Annotated in this window: 19 protein-coding genes; 9 read left to right on the forward strand and 10 right to left on the reverse strand. The window is 40.9% G+C overall.

Features of this window, described 5'->3' with window-relative positions:
* Positions 1–86: 86 nt before the first annotated feature.
* The 3 genes from PSPO_RS20495 to PSPO_RS20505 form a co-directional block, all read right to left on the reverse strand.
* Positions 87–1043, reverse strand: a complete 957-nt coding sequence (locus PSPO_RS20495) for a FecR domain-containing protein (protein ID WP_010558652.1) — start codon at positions 1041–1043, stop codon at positions 87–89.
* 4 nt (positions 1044–1047) lie between these two features.
* Positions 1048–1545, reverse strand: a complete 498-nt coding sequence (locus PSPO_RS20500) for a sigma-70 family RNA polymerase sigma factor (protein WP_010558651.1) — start codon at positions 1543–1545, stop codon at positions 1048–1050.
* 231 nt (positions 1546–1776) lie between these two features.
* Positions 1777–3858 (reverse strand): S8 family serine peptidase, encoded by a 2082-nt coding sequence (locus tag PSPO_RS20505; RefSeq protein ID WP_010558650.1) that lies wholly within the window; start codon positions 3856–3858, stop codon positions 1777–1779.
* A 458-nt stretch (positions 3859–4316) separates the two neighbouring features.
* On the opposite strand from PSPO_RS20505, the gene PSPO_RS20510 reads away from it, so the two are divergent.
* Positions 4317–4766 (forward strand): RDD family protein, encoded by a 450-nt coding sequence (locus PSPO_RS20510; RefSeq protein WP_010558649.1) that lies wholly within the window; start codon positions 4317–4319, stop codon positions 4764–4766.
* A gap of 54 nt (positions 4767–4820) precedes the next feature.
* On the opposite strand, the gene PSPO_RS20515 is transcribed toward PSPO_RS20510, so the two are convergent.
* Positions 4821–5696: a LysR family transcriptional regulator gene (locus tag PSPO_RS20515; protein WP_010558648.1), complete on the reverse strand. Its 876-nt coding sequence runs from the start codon at positions 5694–5696 to the stop codon at positions 4821–4823.
* A 182-nt stretch (positions 5697–5878) separates the two neighbouring features.
* Here PSPO_RS20515 and PSPO_RS20520 point away from each other — a divergent pair, with 182 nt between their 5' ends.
* Positions 5879–7027, forward strand: a complete 1149-nt coding sequence (locus PSPO_RS20520) for an S-(hydroxymethyl)glutathione dehydrogenase/class III alcohol dehydrogenase (protein ID WP_010558647.1) — start codon at positions 5879–5881, stop codon at positions 7025–7027.
* A 66-nt stretch (positions 7028–7093) separates the two neighbouring features.
* The gene (gene fghA / locus PSPO_RS20525; RefSeq protein ID WP_010558646.1) at positions 7094–7933 is read left to right on the forward strand and encodes an S-formylglutathione hydrolase; all 840 of its coding nucleotides are present in this window, start codon (positions 7094–7096) and stop codon (positions 7931–7933) included.
* Positions 7934–8282: 349 nt separating this feature from the next.
* Here the strand turns inward: fghA and PSPO_RS20530 are convergent, their stop codons facing one another.
* The 4 genes from PSPO_RS20530 to PSPO_RS20545 all read right to left on the reverse strand — a co-directional run bounded on the left by PSPO_RS20530 (position 8283) and on the right by PSPO_RS20545 (position 10946).
* Positions 8283–8876 (reverse strand): hypothetical protein, encoded by a 594-nt coding sequence (locus tag PSPO_RS20530; protein WP_010558645.1) that lies wholly within the window; start codon positions 8874–8876, stop codon positions 8283–8285.
* A gap of 367 nt (positions 8877–9243) precedes the next feature.
* Positions 9244–9876: a glycine-rich domain-containing protein gene (locus PSPO_RS20535; RefSeq protein WP_010558644.1), complete on the reverse strand. Its 633-nt coding sequence runs from the start codon at positions 9874–9876 to the stop codon at positions 9244–9246.
* Between the two features lie 288 nt (positions 9877–10164).
* Entirely contained in the window at positions 10165–10473 is a 309-nt protein-coding gene (locus tag PSPO_RS20540; protein ID WP_010558643.1) for a putative signal transducing protein, read from the reverse strand.
* Positions 10470–10946: a GNAT family N-acetyltransferase gene (locus PSPO_RS20545; RefSeq protein ID WP_010558642.1), complete on the reverse strand. Its 477-nt coding sequence runs from the start codon at positions 10944–10946 to the stop codon at positions 10470–10472. The genes PSPO_RS20540 and PSPO_RS20545 overlap by 4 nt, the downstream gene beginning before the upstream one ends.
* Positions 10947–10980: 34 nt before the next feature.
* On the opposite strand from PSPO_RS20545, the gene PSPO_RS20550 reads away from it, so the two are divergent.
* From PSPO_RS20550 to PSPO_RS20575, 6 genes are all read left to right on the forward strand, one after another.
* Positions 10981–11301, forward strand: a complete 321-nt coding sequence (locus PSPO_RS20550; protein ID WP_010558641.1) for a hypothetical protein — start codon at positions 10981–10983, stop codon at positions 11299–11301.
* 84 nt (positions 11302–11385) lie between these two features.
* Positions 11386–11610 carry a hypothetical protein gene (locus PSPO_RS20555; protein WP_010558640.1) on the forward strand — a complete coding sequence of 75 codons (225 nt, stop codon included), beginning with the start codon at positions 11386–11388 and terminating at the stop codon, positions 11608–11610.
* A 6-nt stretch (positions 11611–11616) separates the two neighbouring features.
* Entirely contained in the window at positions 11617–12480 is an 864-nt protein-coding gene (locus PSPO_RS20560) for a DNA alkylation repair protein (RefSeq protein WP_010558639.1), read from the forward strand.
* Between the two features lie 116 nt (positions 12481–12596).
* On the forward strand, positions 12597–13514 hold the full coding sequence (glsB, locus tag PSPO_RS20565; protein WP_010558638.1) for a glutaminase B: 918 nt from the start codon (positions 12597–12599) through the stop codon (positions 13512–13514).
* Between the two features lie 691 nt (positions 13515–14205).
* On the forward strand, positions 14206–15441 hold the full coding sequence (locus PSPO_RS20570; protein ID WP_010558637.1) for a sugar MFS transporter: 1236 nt from the start codon (positions 14206–14208) through the stop codon (positions 15439–15441).
* Positions 15442–15804: 363 nt separating this feature from the next.
* A complete protein-coding gene (locus tag PSPO_RS20575; protein ID WP_010558636.1) occupies positions 15805–16119 on the forward strand; it encodes a hypothetical protein in 315 nt (104 codons plus the stop codon).
* Positions 16120–16306: 187 nt separating this feature from the next.
* Here the strand turns inward: PSPO_RS20575 and PSPO_RS20580 are convergent, their stop codons facing one another.
* Together PSPO_RS20580 and PSPO_RS20585 are read right to left on the reverse strand one after the other, a co-directional pair.
* Entirely contained in the window at positions 16307–16699 is a 393-nt protein-coding gene (locus PSPO_RS20580) for a YbaN family protein (protein ID WP_010558635.1), read from the reverse strand.
* Positions 16696–17286 (reverse strand): biliverdin-producing heme oxygenase, encoded by a 591-nt coding sequence (locus tag PSPO_RS20585; RefSeq protein ID WP_010558634.1) that lies wholly within the window; start codon positions 17284–17286, stop codon positions 16696–16698. Before PSPO_RS20585 ends, PSPO_RS20580 begins: the two co-directional genes overlap by 4 nt.
* Positions 17287–17293: the final 7 nt, after the last annotated feature.

Here is a 17293-nt window from a genome sequence, read left to right on the forward strand (position 1 = left end):
TAGTTAACAAATACGACTGCATACATTCCTTACCGAACTCAACCAAAAAAAGTATCACTGCCCAGTGCGTTTAATTAAAAATATTATTATGTACTGTTTTTATCGTCGATCGTAACCCACCACTTTGAACGATACGATACGGATATCGGTAAACTTTGCTCTAACAATGCCAGTGAACTAATCAAGTTATGAATATCAAACGTGCCGGATACACGAATATCAGCAACACTGGGAGCAACTCGAATATAACTTATGTGGTAACGACGCAATTCATCAATAACCTGTCTCAAAGGTAACGATGAGGCAACGAACAAACCTTTTCGCCACATTGCGGTGGTGAATGCTTCAACTCTTACTCCACTATGACTCTTACTAGAAAAAACTAAGCGTTCAGCGGCATTCACAACAATATTGAAATAGGGTGTATTAACCTTCACTGCATGCGTAAATACGCTTAAATTAGTCTGTTTGTTACTTACCGAAACATTAAATTCTGTGCCAAGTGCACGTAATTCGCCGTGGGGTGTAATTATTTTAAAAGGCCTTGTTGGAGTGTGATTATCACTATGGGTTTTAATAAACACTTCACCTTCAAGCAATTCGATTAAACGCTCAGCATTTGAATAACGATTGACTAACTTTGTGTTGGTATTGAGCTCAACGATACTGCCATCATCTAACGTAACACGCTTAGTTTGCCCCAGTTGCGTAATATGATCAGCGTAAGCATAATGATGCAACTCTTTACGATAGCCTAGATAGCTGAGCCCAGGTAAGGCAAATGCAATGGTCAATAATTTTACCATTCTGCGCCTGCTTTTTTGGTTAAGTGTCAGCACCGTATTGCTGCTTATTCCTTTAGGCATTGCATCAACGTTAGTTAAAAAGCAATGCGCACGAGACCACGCTTCGCGATGTGATGGGTGTTGTGCAAGCCAGGCATCAAAGCGCTGCTTTACCTCTTGATCTACATTGCCGTCTTGCAAAATAACAAGCCAATCTGCTACTTGTTCAATTAACGCTTGCTGGTTTTTTGTTTTCACAACACTACTCAACCGATAGGCAAGCAATAAATGCCGTTTTCATATGGCGTTTTACCGTGATTTCGGCAACATCACAAAGTGTTGCTATCGCGTTATAACGATAACCATCCAATTGAGATAGCAGAAAAATTTTTCGAGTTAATTCAGGCAATTCAGTCAATATCTGATCTAAGCGGATCAGTGTATCTATTACCAATTGGCGTTGCTCAGGACCCGGTTGCGCTTCTTCTGAGAAAGTCATAAGACTATCGAGATAAGCCTGCTCAACGTCTTTGCGACGCCAGTGATCGACCACTAACCCTTTAGCAATATGCGTCAATAGGGCGCGAGGTTTATGCCTATCTATCGTTGCATTTCTTTTGTTAGTTAACAGACGAATGAAAGTATCTTGGGTTAGATCAGATGCAAGCTCTGAGCACCCTACCTTGTTACGTAACCAGTTTGCTAACCATGATTGGTTATCAATATAAACGTGTCTAATATTTTGCTGGAAAGAATCCATAGCCCTACAAATACATAGTAACAATTCTCATTATTATTAATATTTTAACTGTTTATATCAAGCTAAATAATTGCCACCTTGTAACGCAAATACGGAGTGTAAGCTAAAAAAGGCAACCAGATGGTTGCCTTTCGCCATTTGAGAATGGGCTTGGTATGGATAACCTCACCTCGGGATCATAAAGTGTTAGTTAACTTCTAACCCCAAGTTTAGGTTAAATATGGGTTTAGGTTAGTTACATGCACCTTCATCTTGCCATACATCCCAAGGGCCTGAGTTTTGCTCTGGGTTTGCACCTTGGGTCCACCATTTAGCTGAGTACAAACGACCATTGTAAGATGCTTGCTCTCCAGTTAGAAACACTGTGCCGGCACTCCATGCAACCACACCGTTACAACCTGCGCCAGTATCACTGCTTACAACTACTGATTGGCTTTTTGAGTGACTTAACCCTTCACTATCAGCAACTGTTAAACTTACGGTATAACTGCCCGCTTGCGCATAACTATGGCTCGGGTTGGTAGCGTTACTGGTTATGCCGTCACCAAAGTCCCATGCATAACTTACAACGCCTTTATCATCTGTAGCGGTTTGGCTAAACGCTACCGTTAATCCAGTTGCACTAAACGTAAAGTTTGAAACAGGCGCTTGATTTGCGTTGCCATCGCCACTGCATTTACCTGTGTTTTTCCAAACATTAGTATATACATCTGGCTGCGCCCCTGTTGACCACCAAGTTGCTTCGTATTGATTGCTTTGATACGCCACTTTATCGCCCACTTTATACGCTTTTGACGTCGACCAATTCGCTAGTCCGTTACATCCACCGCTTGAACCATCACTAATTGTGACGATGCTTGATTTACGATTAGTTTGACCTTTAGTATCGGTAACCGTGAGACTTACGGTGTAATCGCCAAACTTATCGTAGGTATGGCTAGGATTTTGGCTACTGCTAGTCGCGCCATCACCAAACTCCCATGCGTAACTGGTTATGCCTTTGTCATCAGTTGAGCTATCAGAAAATTGTGCAGTGTTACCAGAGACTTGTACCGCAAAATTGGCGACAGGCTTTGCATCGCCGGTACCGCCACCACAACTGCTACTTGCTAAATAATCATACGCTGCCTTGGCTTGCACAATACCATAGCCATAAGAGGTATCGCGTCCTGCTGCACCTTTATCTTTTGCCGTTGTGTTTAATGCATCGCGAATTTGCTGGTTAGAACAGTTTGGAAAGTGGCTCCATACTAATGCTGCCACGCCTGATACATGTGGCGTTGCCATTGATGTACCGCTAATACTTTTGTAGCCACTGTTGATCCATGTTGAATTCACACTTACACCTGGCGCAGCAATTTCTACTTGGCTGTTATATTGTGAGAACGATGCTTTACTTTCCCCGCTATTCACCGCAGCAACCGATACCACTGCATCGTACGATGCAGGATAACTCATCGAACTATTTCCGTCGTTACCTGCTGCTGCAATATGCAACATACCTTGCGCATAACTGTTTGCAAAAGCTTGGCGCTCGGCACTTGATTGACCCGAACCACCTAAACTCATACTGGTCACATTGGCGCCCGCTTGCTGACATTGCTCAATCGCACGAATTAAATCAGAACCGTAAGCCCAGCGTCCTTGGTCGTTAAACACTTTAACAATATGAAGGCCTAACTGATTAGAAGGATTTACCCCAACGACGCCTTGGCCATTTCCGCCAATTGCCGCAATAGTACCCGCAACATGCGTACCATGGCCGTTACCATCGTTATACCAGTTACCGGTATCATTACTGCCATAACCATCATTACCTGTGATGCCGTTTGATGGTAAGTCTGGATGACTCAGTTGATAACCAGTATCCATAATACACACTTTGCGATTACCTGTGAGGTTGTCACTTAGCTGATCCGCCTGCACCATACCAATACCGTAAGGTGTGCTTTCTGCAAGTAAATAGCGTTTTGGATCAACCTCCACCGATTGCACATCACTGCGGTTTAATAATTGCTCTCGCTCAGCTTGAGTTAATTTAAGTGCAACCGAATTAGTGCTCGGTAATACATGAATTGCCCGAGACGTAACACTGCTAGCTAACGATTGCAGTTTATTAAGCTTAAAAGCCTGTTGTTGCTGTGCATCTGCTGTAACCGGTAAACCCATTTTCAATGAATCAGATTTAAGGGTAACGATAAATCGCTCTGAACTATCGGTATCAAGTGACACTTTATCCGCCGCAAGTGCTGTGCCTGCGAAGGTACTGCAAAGTAATAAAGCCTGTGTTGTTTTATTAAATTTTGCTTTCATAACGTTTGCCTTTTTGTTGTTGTGAAGTCACGCAAATAGTTAACAAACCATTTACAACACTCAAAAAAACAGAAAAAAGACAGCGTTGTCAATTTTAATTATTAATGTAAACAAATGAAAATAAATGCAAAATCTGGCACGTAAAACTGGCTTTACAAGGTGAGATAGGGTTTATTTGTACCTATTTAAGGGTTTGAAACAAAGAGCAAAAACTCTACCCAATAAAAATGTAAATTTATTGTTACTTTGGATATAGCGAAATCATCTTTTAAACACTTTTTAGGTACAAAAATAATCTATTAATAATCAAGTGAACGTACAGTTTAGGTTATCAACGATTGATCAAAACACGCATTTTGCCGTTCGCAATTTAAATTCGCCGTTATTCATTTTTCAGCAATACAAAATAACTGACCGACTAGTATGAACCCATCAACAGGAAGCATACAGAGGTCGCCATGACATATTCAGATTATCAAACAGTTCAACCCCGTATTGAATACGCCGGTTTTTTTAGACGCTTTGCCGCACTTATTTTAGATGGATTACTTTTTTCTCTGGTAATTGCCGCATTCGCTTTTACCTTCTTCGATGATTATTTGCCATGGACGCCACTAAATTTCTTCGACTTTAAAGAGTTTATGAATCACGAAGTACTGCCTTTTATACTTACCGTAATGTTTTGGGTATATAAAGCAGCAACCCCAGGCAAAATGGCAGTAGACAGCAAAGTAGTTGATGCCGAAACGGGCGCGAAACCAACCGTAGTGCAAAGCATTATTCGTTACGTTGGTTACTACGTTTCAGCGTTACCGCTTGGTTTAGGCTTTATTTGGGCAGCCATTGATGAGAAGAACCGAACATGGCATGACTTACTTGCCGGTACTGTGGTTGTAAAACACGCCTAGTAGAATGATTTAATTCAAGTTAAATATAAAAAGACTTCCTAATCTTGGCCCGCGTTAAGCGGGCTTTTTTATATGCTGCTGTAAAAAGCGAATAAATAAATCGAGCTTAGAAGGCAGCGCCCGATTATGACCATAAAGCGCCCAAATCCCTTCTTCTTTATCGCGATAACTCGGTAATACTTCAACCAAATCACCCCGCGCTAATGCGTCGCCAACGTAATAATCAGGCAGTTGCGCAAGCCCTAAACCACTTATTGCAGCATCTAATAAACTCACGCCTGAGTTACACTTTAATCGCCCGTTTACGCGAATATTACGCCCCTTTCCTTGTTGTAAAAACCGCCAATATTGATTGCTGCCAACCAAGCATTGATGCATAGCAAGCTCAGATAAAGTATGTGGCTCACCATGGGTTGCAATATAATCAGGGCTTGCACAAACAAACATTTGTCGTGTTGCGAGCTTTTTTGCAATAAGGTTTGAATCGTTTAAGTGACCTAAACGAATAGCAACATCAATACTGCTATCGATTAAATCGAGTTTTTGGTTGGTTAACACTAAGTCGACTTCAATTTGCCCATGCAACGCTAAAAATTCATTCACCAGCGGCGCAATATAGCGCTCACCAAAGGTAACCGGAGCGGTAACGCGAATTTGCCCACTAATACCGTGCTGAATATTACTCACATTAAGCTCTGCCAGCGCTAAGCCTTCCACCAGCGGTTTACAGTCATAATAATATTGCTGGCCCATTTCGGTGAGTGACACCTTGCGCGTTGTGCGTTGCAATAGTTTAACGCCTAAGCGTTGCTCTAGTGCTTTGACTTTACGGCTCACATTAACCACAGAGCTACCTAGTTTATCTGCTGCCGCGGTGAAACTTTGTGTTTCTGCCACCGCAACAAATTCACTTACCCCAGTCCAATCCATTCTTTTTTAATCTCTTCGCTATTCTGAACACATTATTACATATATGAAATAATAATTTTCAATTTAGGGTGATTATCTTTTAATAAGAAATAAATAAACTAGTTACCAACAAAGTAGCAAATGAACTAGCCTTTATAGCTCACACTAGTCAGGCAGTTTTAATCACATATGGGAAACATATTATGGCGTTAGATCTTAAACCAGGCCAAACATCAATAAAATCAAAAGCTGCGGTAGCTTGGGCAGCAGGCGAACCATTAAAAATGGAAGAAGTGGATGTGCAATTGCCAAAAAAAGGTGAAGTACTTATTCGCATCATTGCAACAGGTGTTTGCCACACCGATGCATTTACACTTTCAGGTGATGATCCTGAAGGGATCTTCCCATCAATTTTAGGCCATGAAGGTGGCGGTATTGTTGAAATGGTTGGCGAAGGCGTAACAAGCGTTTCAGTAGGCGATCATGTAATCCCCCTTTACACTGCTGAATGTGGCGAATGTAAGTTCTGTAAATCGGGCAAAACAAACCTCTGCCAAGCGGTACGTGAAACACAAGGTAAAGGCTTAATGCCAGACGGCACGACTCGTTTTTCACTTAATGGCGAGCCAATTTACCACTACATGGGTTGCTCAACTTTCTCTGAGTTCACAGTACTGCCAGAGATTTCTCTAGCAAAAGTAAACAAAGAAGCGCCACTAGAAGAAGTGTGTTTACTAGGCTGCGGTGTAACGACCGGTATGGGTGCAGTGCTTAATACTGCAAAAGTTGAAAAAGGTGATACCGTGGCGATTTTTGGCCTAGGCGGTATTGGTTTATCGGCAATTATTGGTGCTCGCATGGCGGGGGCAAGTCGCATTATTGGTATTGATATCAATGAATCAAAATTTGATTTAGCAAAACAACTTGGTGCTACCGATGTGATCAACCCACAAAACTTTGATAAGCCAATTCAAGAAGTCATTGTTGAGATGACTGACGGTGGTGTTGACTACTCTTTTGAGTGTATCGGCAATGTAAACGTAATGCGCCAAGCACTTGAATGCTGTCACAAAGGTTGGGGTGAATCGGTGATTATTGGTGTTGCCGGTGCAGGACAAGAAATTTCTACGCGTCCATTCCAACTTGTTACAGGTCGCGTATGGCGTGGCTCTGCATTTGGTGGCGTGAAAGGTCGTTCAGAATTACCTGGCATTGTTGAACAATACCTTGCTGGTGACTTTGGTCTACAAGAGTTTATTACGCATACCATGTCACTTAATGACATTAACGAGGCGTTTGAGCTAATGCACAAAGGCGAAAGCATTCGCTCTGTAGTGCATATGGATAAGTAGCTTAAACTCACCGCAATTTTAGTTAAAGCGCCTGACAAATGTTAGGCGCTTTTAAAAGGAAACAACATGTCATTAGAAGTGATAAGTAAAGCCAAAGTGTGTGGCGGTTGGCATAAACAATACAGCCACAAATCTATCAGCTTAAATTGCGACATGCGATTTGCCCTATTTTTACCGCCAAATGCATCAGCAGAAAGCCCCGTTCCCGTTCTTTATTGGTTATCTGGTTTAACCTGTACAGATGAAAACTTTATGCAAAAAGCGGGCGCATTTAAAAAGGCTGCTGAACTTGGCATTGCAATTGTTGCTCCCGACACCAGCCCCCGAGGTGACGATGTTGCCGACGATGAAGGCTACGATTTAGGTAAAGGCGCAGGGTTTTATCTCAATGCGACACAAACGCCGTGGGCAAGTCATTACAAAATGTATGACTATATTGTAAAAGAGCTACCCGCGTTAGTGGAACAGCACTTTCCGGTGACTCAAACAAAATCGATTTCAGGCCACAGCATGGGCGGACATGGCGCGTTAACTATTGGCCTTAAAAACCAATCTCAATACCGCTCTATCTCTGCATTTAGTCCCATTACAAACCCAATGAATTGCCCTTGGGGACAAAAAGCGTTTACACAATATTTAGGCTCGAATAAAGAGTCTTGGCGCGAGTACGACGCATCTGAACTATTGGCAAGTGCTCAATCAAGATTACCTATACTGGTTGATCAAGGTGACGCTGATAACTTTTTGCAAGAGCAACTAAAGCCTGAAAACCTAATTGCTGCTGCGAAGCAAAGCGATAGTGAAATAGAACTTCGTATGCAAGCAGGATACGATCACAGTTACTTTTTTATTCAAAGCTTTATTGACGAACATATTGCGTTTCACAGCAAATATCTAAAGGCGTAGATATTTTGTTTAAAACGTAATAACTAGGGTCTGTTGATCTTTGCTGTTCTATTTTTGTTCTTTTTGAGCGTGCTTTTATCGCGGCGCTAGATGTGTGGCCTAGTAATCTAAGCGAATATCGAGCAAAGCTTCCGCGTCCTGCTCTCGCCCCTTACCTACATCCATGTAGGCAACAATGAGAAAAGTGCGCTCAAAAGAACCATTCGGCAGCGCTTGATTGGCTTTTCTACTGTGTTATCGGCTGGCTCACATAGAATAACTATGCAACGCAGCCTCTGCCTTGTATAAAACCCAATCAAACTGCTGCAAAAACGAACTTGAAAGGTCAACAGACCCTAAAAAGTGCAAGCTAACTTGCACTTTTTAATTGCGTACGCAGTGGAATATTTTTGAGCCAACACCCCAGCGCTGGGAAAAACATCACCAGAACCAACACACCGTCAGTAATAATAATGGTTGCCGAATATAGCATCGCAATCCAATCGACACTGCCTTGTTCAACTACCATGTAATATCCATTTACCAAGAAATGAGCTGCGCCGTTATAGAGCAATATCATCACCATAATATCGACAGCATCCAAAAAAGGGTTGGCTTGTTTGCACATGCGCTGCACCACTAACATCACTAAAATGGCGGTTAAACTATCGAGTAGCGTATAGCTTACCGCAATGGCACGAAAACTATCGCCTTCATCAAAATATCGGTAAAAGTCATTTACACCGGCCATTAACAAGTCGGTTGATGAATATGACAATGCAACAATAGCAAATGCGAAACACACGAATTTAGGCACTTGCTGTTTAAGGTATTTTAAATAGGTTAAGCCCGCAGCAAGTAACATTAACCAAGAATACAGGGCCGCAATTTGGCTGCCAAACGCAACATTATTTTCGCCAACACCGAATATAGACCAATACCAATCAACAAATGATTCGTACACAGCTACTGCTCTTTAGGTTTTTGACTTTTGTTGTATTTTACGCGAGTGGTAAACAATACAAACGCAATATACCAACTGAAAAATGCAAGAATAAACACCACCAACAGGGCCGGACTAACCGTATCTATCATAATATAAACAACTACTTTATTGCGTTAAGAGAAATGAAAGTGGCGATATTGTATCACTGGCGAATGACGTTTAACAAAAGCGAGCAGCAAATATTGAGCGCGGTGGTTGAGCATCAATCGTTCGAAAACCGAATCTGTACATACTCAAGTCAGAGGCGATAAGTAGATTTTAAATTATAGTGTAAAGGCCCAAAACTCAGTTTCAATACGTCAAACTGAGTTTTAGTAGGCGGTTTCTAACTACTTGCATATCCGCCACAACTTATAATGTGTGGGGTTTGCACATTCGGTTGCTGCGAAGATGTAGCACGATTAGTTAGTGAAAATACATTGATTTTCCCAGCTTGCGGCGACTCATCTAACGAGTAGCAATAACCATTTTCAATAGCGAGCATCTCATCAAGCGCAAACAAAAATGGCAGTTTTTCAGGAGTTGAATAATCAATAAAGTGGCGTTGACAAGAATACTGCCACGCACGCTGTAAGCTTGCATCAACGTCTTGGCTATTTGTCGATGCCGATATAGGTGTGTGATGTAAAAATCGACCGAATGCTTTTTTACAGAATGTTTTATACTCTCGCGTGTGTAATATGAACGCATGCCACGCAACATCAACCGCTTTTGATGGCATTGCAACTGGCTGCCCTTTTGCCATATGACAAATCAAAAAATACTCGCGTAAATTGGCTAATACTAGTTCACATTGCTCATCAGAAAGCGAACTGTACTTTGCACGCAATGTTTGCTTAATTGCGCTTGGAAATTCAACATGCTCAATATATTTTTGCTGACTACTTTTAGAGCCAATCGCAAAATATAAGGTACTGATAATACTAAGCAACATACAAATAATAATAAATGCAGACATAATGCCTCAAACTGCTTTTTTAAAACTACGAAAGATATAGTACTTATATTATTAACCTAATTTACATAAAAAGTAACAACTATTTTACCTTTAATTGTAATGAGCTAATTACAATTAAATTTATTATTAAAATTCAATAATTTAAAATGTTACAAAGAGGTATTTTTGAAGCGTTCACACTTATGCAGTGCGGAATGCGCTATTTGTGTCGCTGTATGTGAAATGTGTTTAGCGTGGTGTAACAATCACGTAAGCGGTATCGCTAGGCGATCATAGATGGCAATAAACTTAGTGTGGTTTAGGGCTATCACAGTGCCAACAAAAATCAAATGCTGCCCCGTTTAGCTCGGTACAGTGAGTACATTGCCAATCAGGCTGTGTACTCTCTAACGTAATCTGCGCCACTATCTCTTTCGCTTGCTTCACTTGAAACTGTGACGCTACCCAAACCTCGGGCCATGTCTCAAAACAAGGAATTTCGCCACGCCCACCCGCTGCATACTGATTTTTAATTTGCGTTTTAATACCGGCATTTTGCAATGCAGTACTTACATTAACCACTAAGGTCAAATTTTCATGGGTGTATACAAGTGTCATTTAATTTCCTTTTGCATTGGCACACAACGTAGCACTGCACCGGTTGGCGATTCATAGTTGCGTGGCGTATCAGCAATAAAACCATAGGCACTATAAGCATTTACCGCATTTAGTGTGGCGTCAAGAAATAGCTTTGTTAAACCGTGTGCTTTTGCTTTTTGCTCTAAAAAAGTCAACATAGCGCGCGCTAATCCCAAACCAAAATGCGACGGCAAAACAAATATGCCATCGATTTGTCCTGTCGTAAGGTCTACTTTACCAGTGCCAACAATTTCGTTGCCCATTTCTGACACATAAAATGAATTTACAATCATGTCGGTGATCACTTTATCGGCGCTAACGCCGGTCCACAAATCAAGTTGTGTGCTATCATACGCATCTTTACAGCCAGCCAAAATTGCTTGTTTTCGTACATTAAGCACCGCTGTAACATCTTGATGTTCGGCTTTTCTAATTATGGCTGTCTGTTGCAATTTAACGATTCCTTTATCCATTTAAGAAAGTGAAATGACCTACGAGCAAGCATTAAATCAACTCATTACTTACGGCAGCGATATTAATAATGCATATCGTGTACTTGCTCAACAAACACAGCAAAAAATTTTGCCGCTAAAAGTTTATAAACAACATCTAAAACATGCACTTAATTTATATATCTCAGCGCAAATTGATGACGATGATTTAACACTGTGGGCTACCGTACTAATCAATCAAACAGCAATCGATACCAATGAAATCGACGACTTTCTTTTTGCGCTAACTAACGATGACATGATGGGTGGAATTTCACCTGCGTCAATCAAAAAAATGTATTCACTTATAAAGTGAACACTACAAACTTGATTTACATTATATTGTTTTAACAAAAAAGCAGATAAACTACGGATTATTCATAACTTACAAAGTGTTCTTATGCGAAGCAAGGGACAAATTAAAAGCGAATTAATCACAATTCCAATACTACTGGTTGCCATCGTTTTGGTAATTGCCGGACACTTTATTATGAAACCCATTTTTTACGATAAAGCGTGGGCAGAATACAGTCTTGCAGCACTGCCGTTTTTAATGTTTGCATTGGTTATTTTAGCGTTTAAATTAGCACTAAAAAACGACCAAAAAGAAAACGATAGCGAATAGCCTTAAATGTCTGTGCAACTGCCATCATTTACTAAAGCGAGCATTCCCAATGCGCCACGCGCTATCGCAAAAGGAAGCTCGTTAGCCGATCTATTAAATGATAACGCCATTTGCTTTCTGGCGCGTAATATCGAACTTGTCTATGCCGAATTTAATAGCACGCAGTTTGTTGAAGCCTGTCGTTTAGCACCGAGTGATTTGGCATTAATGGCAAAAGGCCAATTTATCGCAGCTACGTTGCATCAATACCTTCCCGCACATTACCAAACTGCGATTGATATTTTATTACGTACCTTAATTGATGCTGACGAAAGCTCAGAAGAATTCGGACTGGCGGGCTTTTATTACTTACCTTTTAGCTTTTACATCGCAAACTACGGCTTAGATGCAAAATACAATGATGGAAGCGACCCGTTCGATGTATCAATGCAAGCGCAATATCAGCTTACTCAACGTTTTAGCGCTGAGTTTTGCATTCGGCCTTTTTTAATAACGCAACAAGCGCGTACCCTTGAAACCCTGAATGAATGGCAATTTGATAGCAACCGACATATTCGCCGTTTAGTTTCAGAAGGTACTCGACCAAAGCTACCTTGGGGAAAACGATTACCTGCGATTATTAGCGATCCAACACCCATTTTACCCTTCTTGTGCCATTTAAAAGACGACTCCAGCTTGTACGTTAGGCGCAGCGTAGCCAATAGTTTAGGAGATATTGCCAAAGATCATCCGGAGCTAGTTTTCGATCTGCTTGATTCTTGGGTAGGTTCAGCTAACACTGAGCTCAAATGGCTTATTCGTCATGCTGTTCGTTACTATGCCAAAAAAGACCATGCTCGCGCACTGGCACTAAGAATTGCCGCTAAATAACACGCATCTTTGCTCATTAGCTATATTAATTGGTTCAAATAAGTTCTTTTCGTTGGTGACAACTCGCTAAACTCATTTATAGTGATGAGCTTAATGCCAGAGTTAGAGGTTTTACAATGGATCAGATTACGTCGCTGCTTAACACTATAAATTCAGAATGTCGAAGCTTGTTTGGTCAAGGCCAAGTTGCAAATTACATTCCTGAACTTGCCAAAATTAAGCCTCAGCAATTTGCTATGGCGGTGCTCACTGTCGATGGTGAAATCTACACTACTGGTGATGCCAAAACACGCTTTAGCATTCAGTCTATTTCAAAAGTATTAACCCTTTCGCTCGCGCTACAACGTTATGGCGAGTCACTGTGGCAACGTGTTGGTAAAGAGCCATCTGGCACCGCATTTAACTCGCTAATTCAGCTTGAGATGGAAAACGGCGTACCGCGCAATCCATTTATCAACGCAGGTGCGCTTGCTGTATGTGACGCGCTACAATCACGAGTAAGTGCCCCACTGCATCATTATTTAGAAACGGTGCGTCAGCTTTCGGGCAATAGCAAAATTAACTTTAATAAATCGGTTTCAAAATCAGAGTTTAAGCATCGTTTTCGCAATGCGGCAATGGCAAACTTAATGAAGTCATTTAATAACTTTGATAACGATGTAGACGCTGTGCTCAGTAATTATTGTAAATACTGCGCCATCGAAATGAACGTAGTAGAACTGGCTAAAACCTTCAGCTTTTTAGCCAATAAAGGGGTTTCACAAACCACAAAAGAAACCTTTATTTCACGTAAGCAAAACTCACAAATGAACTCTTTAATGTTTACCAGTGGTTTGTATGATGCTGCGGGAGATTTCGCTTATCGTATTGGTATGCCGGGTAAATCAGGCGTCGGTGGTGCGATTTTAGCCGTTGTGCCTGAGCGTTACACTGTGGTTGTTTGGTCGCCTGAATTAAACCAATATGGTAACTCGGTGGCCGGCTTACATGCCCTAGAGCTATTTGCGAAAGAAATGGAAATACAGCTTTTTTAAAAGTCTATACATTGTTTTTGAAAAGTAAAAGCAAGAGCGTTCTGACATTTACTGTCTGTCTCTTCAGCAGTTTGTTTGGCATTTAGACGAAGCAGAGCGATTGTTGTGTCGTTATTTTACATCAATGAGCGATAAAGACTTTGTGCTCCTACAAAGTTACCTTATCCTACATCCATATAGGGCAACACAGAATAAGTGCCAAACAAGCGCAGCCTAACAGGTTCAATCCAAAGCAACGTCGCGATCAAAAAGCTTTGGATTAGAACACAATTTAAACCACAAAGGTTAACACGCTATTATGAGTTATCCGATTGCCCAATCGTCGACTGCTTCTAACGTAAACAAATTGCTTTGTATTTTAATAAAAAACAAAGTGAAATTACCAAAAACCTTATAACTTGCTCTAAATGTAACAACCTTATTGTTCATATCTCGCGATGAATGTAAAAACCTCCAAAATAACATGGCTATACAGCCAACTGGTCACAGAGTAAACGTTGCTACTCTGGCCTATCAAAGATAAGTCAAACGGCGGCTAGCTCGCTTTCACTATCAAACTAACTGCGCATTTTAAGATTTAAATACGCAATGCAATCGTATGTAATGCTTTTCAGCTTGTTTTATATTGTATACTTTAGCGTTTTAATATTAAAAATTACAAAAAACTGACAACATATTAAAGGAAATAACATTGAGCTCACCTAACCCAATTAGTCAAACCGCTCAGGTTGATGTTGGCAACACCTCAAACACTCAGTTTGCACTCGTTGCTTTAACTAGCCTCTTCTTTATGTGGGGCTTTATTACTTGTCTTAATGACATTTTAATTCCCTATCTAAAAGAGGCATTTACCCTTAATTACACTCAAGCAATGCTTATTCAGTTTTGCTTTTTTAGTGCCTATTTTATTATCTCGCTACCTGCCGGTAAGTTAGTCGGGAAAATCGGTTATCAAAAAGGCATTGTGACTGGCTTAGCCATTGCCTGTGTGGGCTGTTTGTTGTTTTACCCTGTGGCAACCTCAGGCATCTATGCGCTTTTCTTAATGGCCTTATTTGTATTAGCCAGTGGTATTACGATTTTACAGGTCTCTGCAAATCCCTATGTCAGTGCGTTAGGTGACCCTAAAACAGCGCCTTCTCGTTTAACCTTAACACAGGCATTTAATTCATTAGGTACAACAGTAGCGCCATTATTTGGGGCGGCACTTTTCTTCTCTGCTGATAGCGCTAATCAAAGTCATGATGGTACCGCTGTACAGTTACCTTATTTAATTTTAGCTGCGTCATTGTTGGTACTCGCGCTTATCTTTTTAGTATTAAAGTTACCTAAAATCGCGAATCAAGAAACCCCTCAAGTTACTCAAGGCTCTGCGTGGCAACACAAGCATTTAGTGCTCGGTGCTATCGGTATTTTTGTTTATGTGGGTGCAGAAGTGGCCATTGGCAGTACCTTAATCAATTACATTTCAAGTGCCAGTGCAACACAAATGACTGAAGCCACCGCTGCCAAATACATCGCTTATTATTGGGGCGGTGCCATGGTCGGTCGCTTTATTGGTGCTGCCGTTATGCAAAAAATATCTGGCGGAAAAGTATTAGCCTTTAATGCGGCTCTTGCTATCGTATTGATTGTGGTATCAATATTAAGTTCTGGCCCTATCGCGATGTGGACAATGCTTGCTGTCGGTTTATGTAACTCAATTATGTTCCCAACTATTTTTAGTCTTGCGATTAACAACTTGAAAGAGCACACCTCACAAGGTTCAGGCATTTTATGTTTGGCTATCGTGGGCGGTGCCATTATTCCTGTTTTCCAAGGTATGGCCGCTGATACGATTGGCCTTACCCTCTCATTTATTATTCCTGCCGTATGTTACGTATTTATCGTATTCTACGGTGTGAAAGGACATAAAACAGACGCTTAAGCGTTCCAAAATCCAGTACTTTAAAGGCCACATAATGTGGCCTTTTTATTTATCTTGTGCCATCTTAAATTAGGCTGACACTTTCCCAACTAAAATTTGGAGAATGTCATGACACCTATACCTAAGAGAATTCGAAAAAATTATTCACTCACTTTAAAATTATCAGTTTTGTACAGGCACAAAAAATTGACTGCTGTTAAAAAATATTAGACTCAAAACCATACTGTAAAAAACATTGCTGCGCAAAGCCCACATAATTAAAGGCATACAGAGCTAATTTAAAAATGTTATTTAGCTTGGTTTGAAAAATGCATACAAACATAAAACCCAAACTGTATCGAACCAATTTAAAAAGTTAGCACCATGAACAAACAAGCAAATATAGTGTATGTATTAAGTGGTTACGCAAAATGCGCAACAACGAGTAATGAGAAGTACAAACTAGGTAATAAACACTCTATCGGCCTGTTAACTACCGATAAAAACTATCAAGAAAATATCAAACAGCACAAAAACTTTATTAAGCAAAAAGGCTGGGAATCAATTATGTTTTGCATGGTGGAAGAAGTCGAAGATATTAACTCGTTATCAAATAGCGTGTTGATTTCGAGCTTTAATCGCGCACAAAAAAACGGCCAGTCGCTAGTGGTAAACGATCAGGCTATTACAGTGCATTAAAACAAAGAACGTCAATGCGCTGTTGAAGACAAAGCTGCTCTCCATCTTGCGATAGAGTAACTTTATGAGACAAACCTTAAATCAAACTTAAGAAATGAACTTTGTAAAATACTTAAGTTAATGTGCTGACATTAAAAGAGTTTACTTTTAATTTTGCGTTTATAAAAAGTGCAAAAGTACTGCTTAGTTAAAGCAATACTTTTGATGGTTTAGCTAAAATATACGAGCCCACCAACAACTTGATGCTGCCCACCACACAGGCGACCCAAGTTGCGGGCGAAAGTACCAACAAAACACAAAAGCTAACTGCCATACCAAGCAATGCCATAATTTTCGCTTTGAACGGGATAACACGATATTGCTGCCATAATTGCAGCGTATGACCAAAACGTGGATGGTGCAGCAGCTTTTGTGCAAGCTTAGGAGAGGCTCTAGTAAAGCACGCCAAAGCGAGAATAAAAAATACCGTTGTTGGCATAACAGGCAGTGCCATGCCAATCACGCCAAGGGCGACAAACACGTATCCCAATACAAATAACAGGCTATTTTTATACGTCACTAAAGCGGCTTTTAAAATCATGAGTAAACGTGCGCCTGAAAAGTTTGAAAGCGGCTAAAAGCTTGGTGTGCGCCATTAATTAGCGCATTTTCTTGCTCGTCATTGAGCTCAATCGTATCAATAACATTTACCAGCTCGCGCCATGCACTGCCACGCCCTGCACCTGGGCCCGCTAAATAACGCGCACCATTGTCAGGGCTTACAGGTAATTTTGCCTGTGCTTGTTTACCCAGCATGGCAGCACCCACTTTTGAGCCTTCGACTACATATAACCAGCCTAATGCTGTGGCAAAGTCAGTTGAATCACTGATTTCAGGTGCTAAAAAGATGCGTGGCAACTCAGCTGCTAAATCAGCAAAGTCTTGCTCTAGCATGCCTAAACGACGGCGAGAGATTAAATCGTTAATAAGCTCGCTAAGCTCCCTATGCTCGTACAATGCGCTTACATCTTTTAAGAAGTAATACTGCAAAGATAAAAACGCTAAATAGCTTTGATTATTGGCAAAAGGGTCGTGTGCCATAATGCTTTTATCAACATTATCATGCACATCTGCGGTGGCGGCTTTTAAATTTTGTGCACGCGAAAATGACGAAGTGACGGTGGTCATAACTGCT

The sequence above is a fragment of the Pseudoalteromonas spongiae UST010723-006 genome (assembly GCF_000238255.3).
In the GTDB taxonomy this organism is placed as follows: Bacteria; Pseudomonadota; Gammaproteobacteria; order Enterobacterales; family Alteromonadaceae; genus Pseudoalteromonas; species Pseudoalteromonas spongiae.

What these genes read in the sequence shown, in the direction of transcription:
- PSPO_RS20585 (WP_010558634.1), bottom strand. Translation starts at nt 17,286, where the DNA reads ATGACCACCGTCACTTCGTCATTTTCGCGTGCACAAAATTTAAAAGCC.
- PSPO_RS20580 (WP_010558635.1), bottom strand. Translation starts at nt 16,699, where the DNA reads ATGATTTTAAAAGCCGCTTTAGTGACGTATAAAAATAGCCTGTTATTT.
- PSPO_RS20500 (WP_010558651.1), bottom strand. Translation starts at nt 1,545, where the DNA reads ATGGATTCTTTCCAGCAAAATATTAGACACGTTTATATTGATAACCAA.
- PSPO_RS20510 (WP_010558649.1), top strand. Translation starts at nt 4,317, where the DNA reads ATGACATATTCAGATTATCAAACAGTTCAACCCCGTATTGAATACGCC.
- PSPO_RS20535 (WP_010558644.1), bottom strand. Translation starts at nt 9,876, where the DNA reads ATGTCTGCATTTATTATTATTTGTATGTTGCTTAGTATTATCAGTACC.
- PSPO_RS20505 (WP_010558650.1), bottom strand. Translation starts at nt 3,858, where the DNA reads ATGAAAGCAAAATTTAATAAAACAACACAGGCTTTATTACTTTGCAGT.
- PSPO_RS20555 (WP_010558640.1), top strand. Translation starts at nt 11,386, where the DNA reads ATGCGAAGCAAGGGACAAATTAAAAGCGAATTAATCACAATTCCAATA.
- fghA (WP_010558646.1), top strand. Translation starts at nt 7,094, where the DNA reads ATGTCATTAGAAGTGATAAGTAAAGCCAAAGTGTGTGGCGGTTGGCAT.
- PSPO_RS20540 (WP_010558643.1), bottom strand. Translation starts at nt 10,473, where the DNA reads ATGACACTTGTATACACCCATGAAAATTTGACCTTAGTGGTTAATGTA.
- PSPO_RS20575 (WP_010558636.1), top strand. Translation starts at nt 15,805, where the DNA reads ATGAACAAACAAGCAAATATAGTGTATGTATTAAGTGGTTACGCAAAA.
- PSPO_RS20520 (WP_010558647.1), top strand. Translation starts at nt 5,879, where the DNA reads ATGGCGTTAGATCTTAAACCAGGCCAAACATCAATAAAATCAAAAGCT.
- PSPO_RS20550 (WP_010558641.1), top strand. Translation starts at nt 10,981, where the DNA reads ATGACCTACGAGCAAGCATTAAATCAACTCATTACTTACGGCAGCGAT.
- PSPO_RS20515 (WP_010558648.1), bottom strand. Translation starts at nt 5,696, where the DNA reads ATGGATTGGACTGGGGTAAGTGAATTTGTTGCGGTGGCAGAAACACAA.
- glsB (WP_010558638.1), top strand. Translation starts at nt 12,597, where the DNA reads ATGGATCAGATTACGTCGCTGCTTAACACTATAAATTCAGAATGTCGA.
- PSPO_RS20560 (WP_010558639.1), top strand. Translation starts at nt 11,617, where the DNA reads ATGTCTGTGCAACTGCCATCATTTACTAAAGCGAGCATTCCCAATGCG.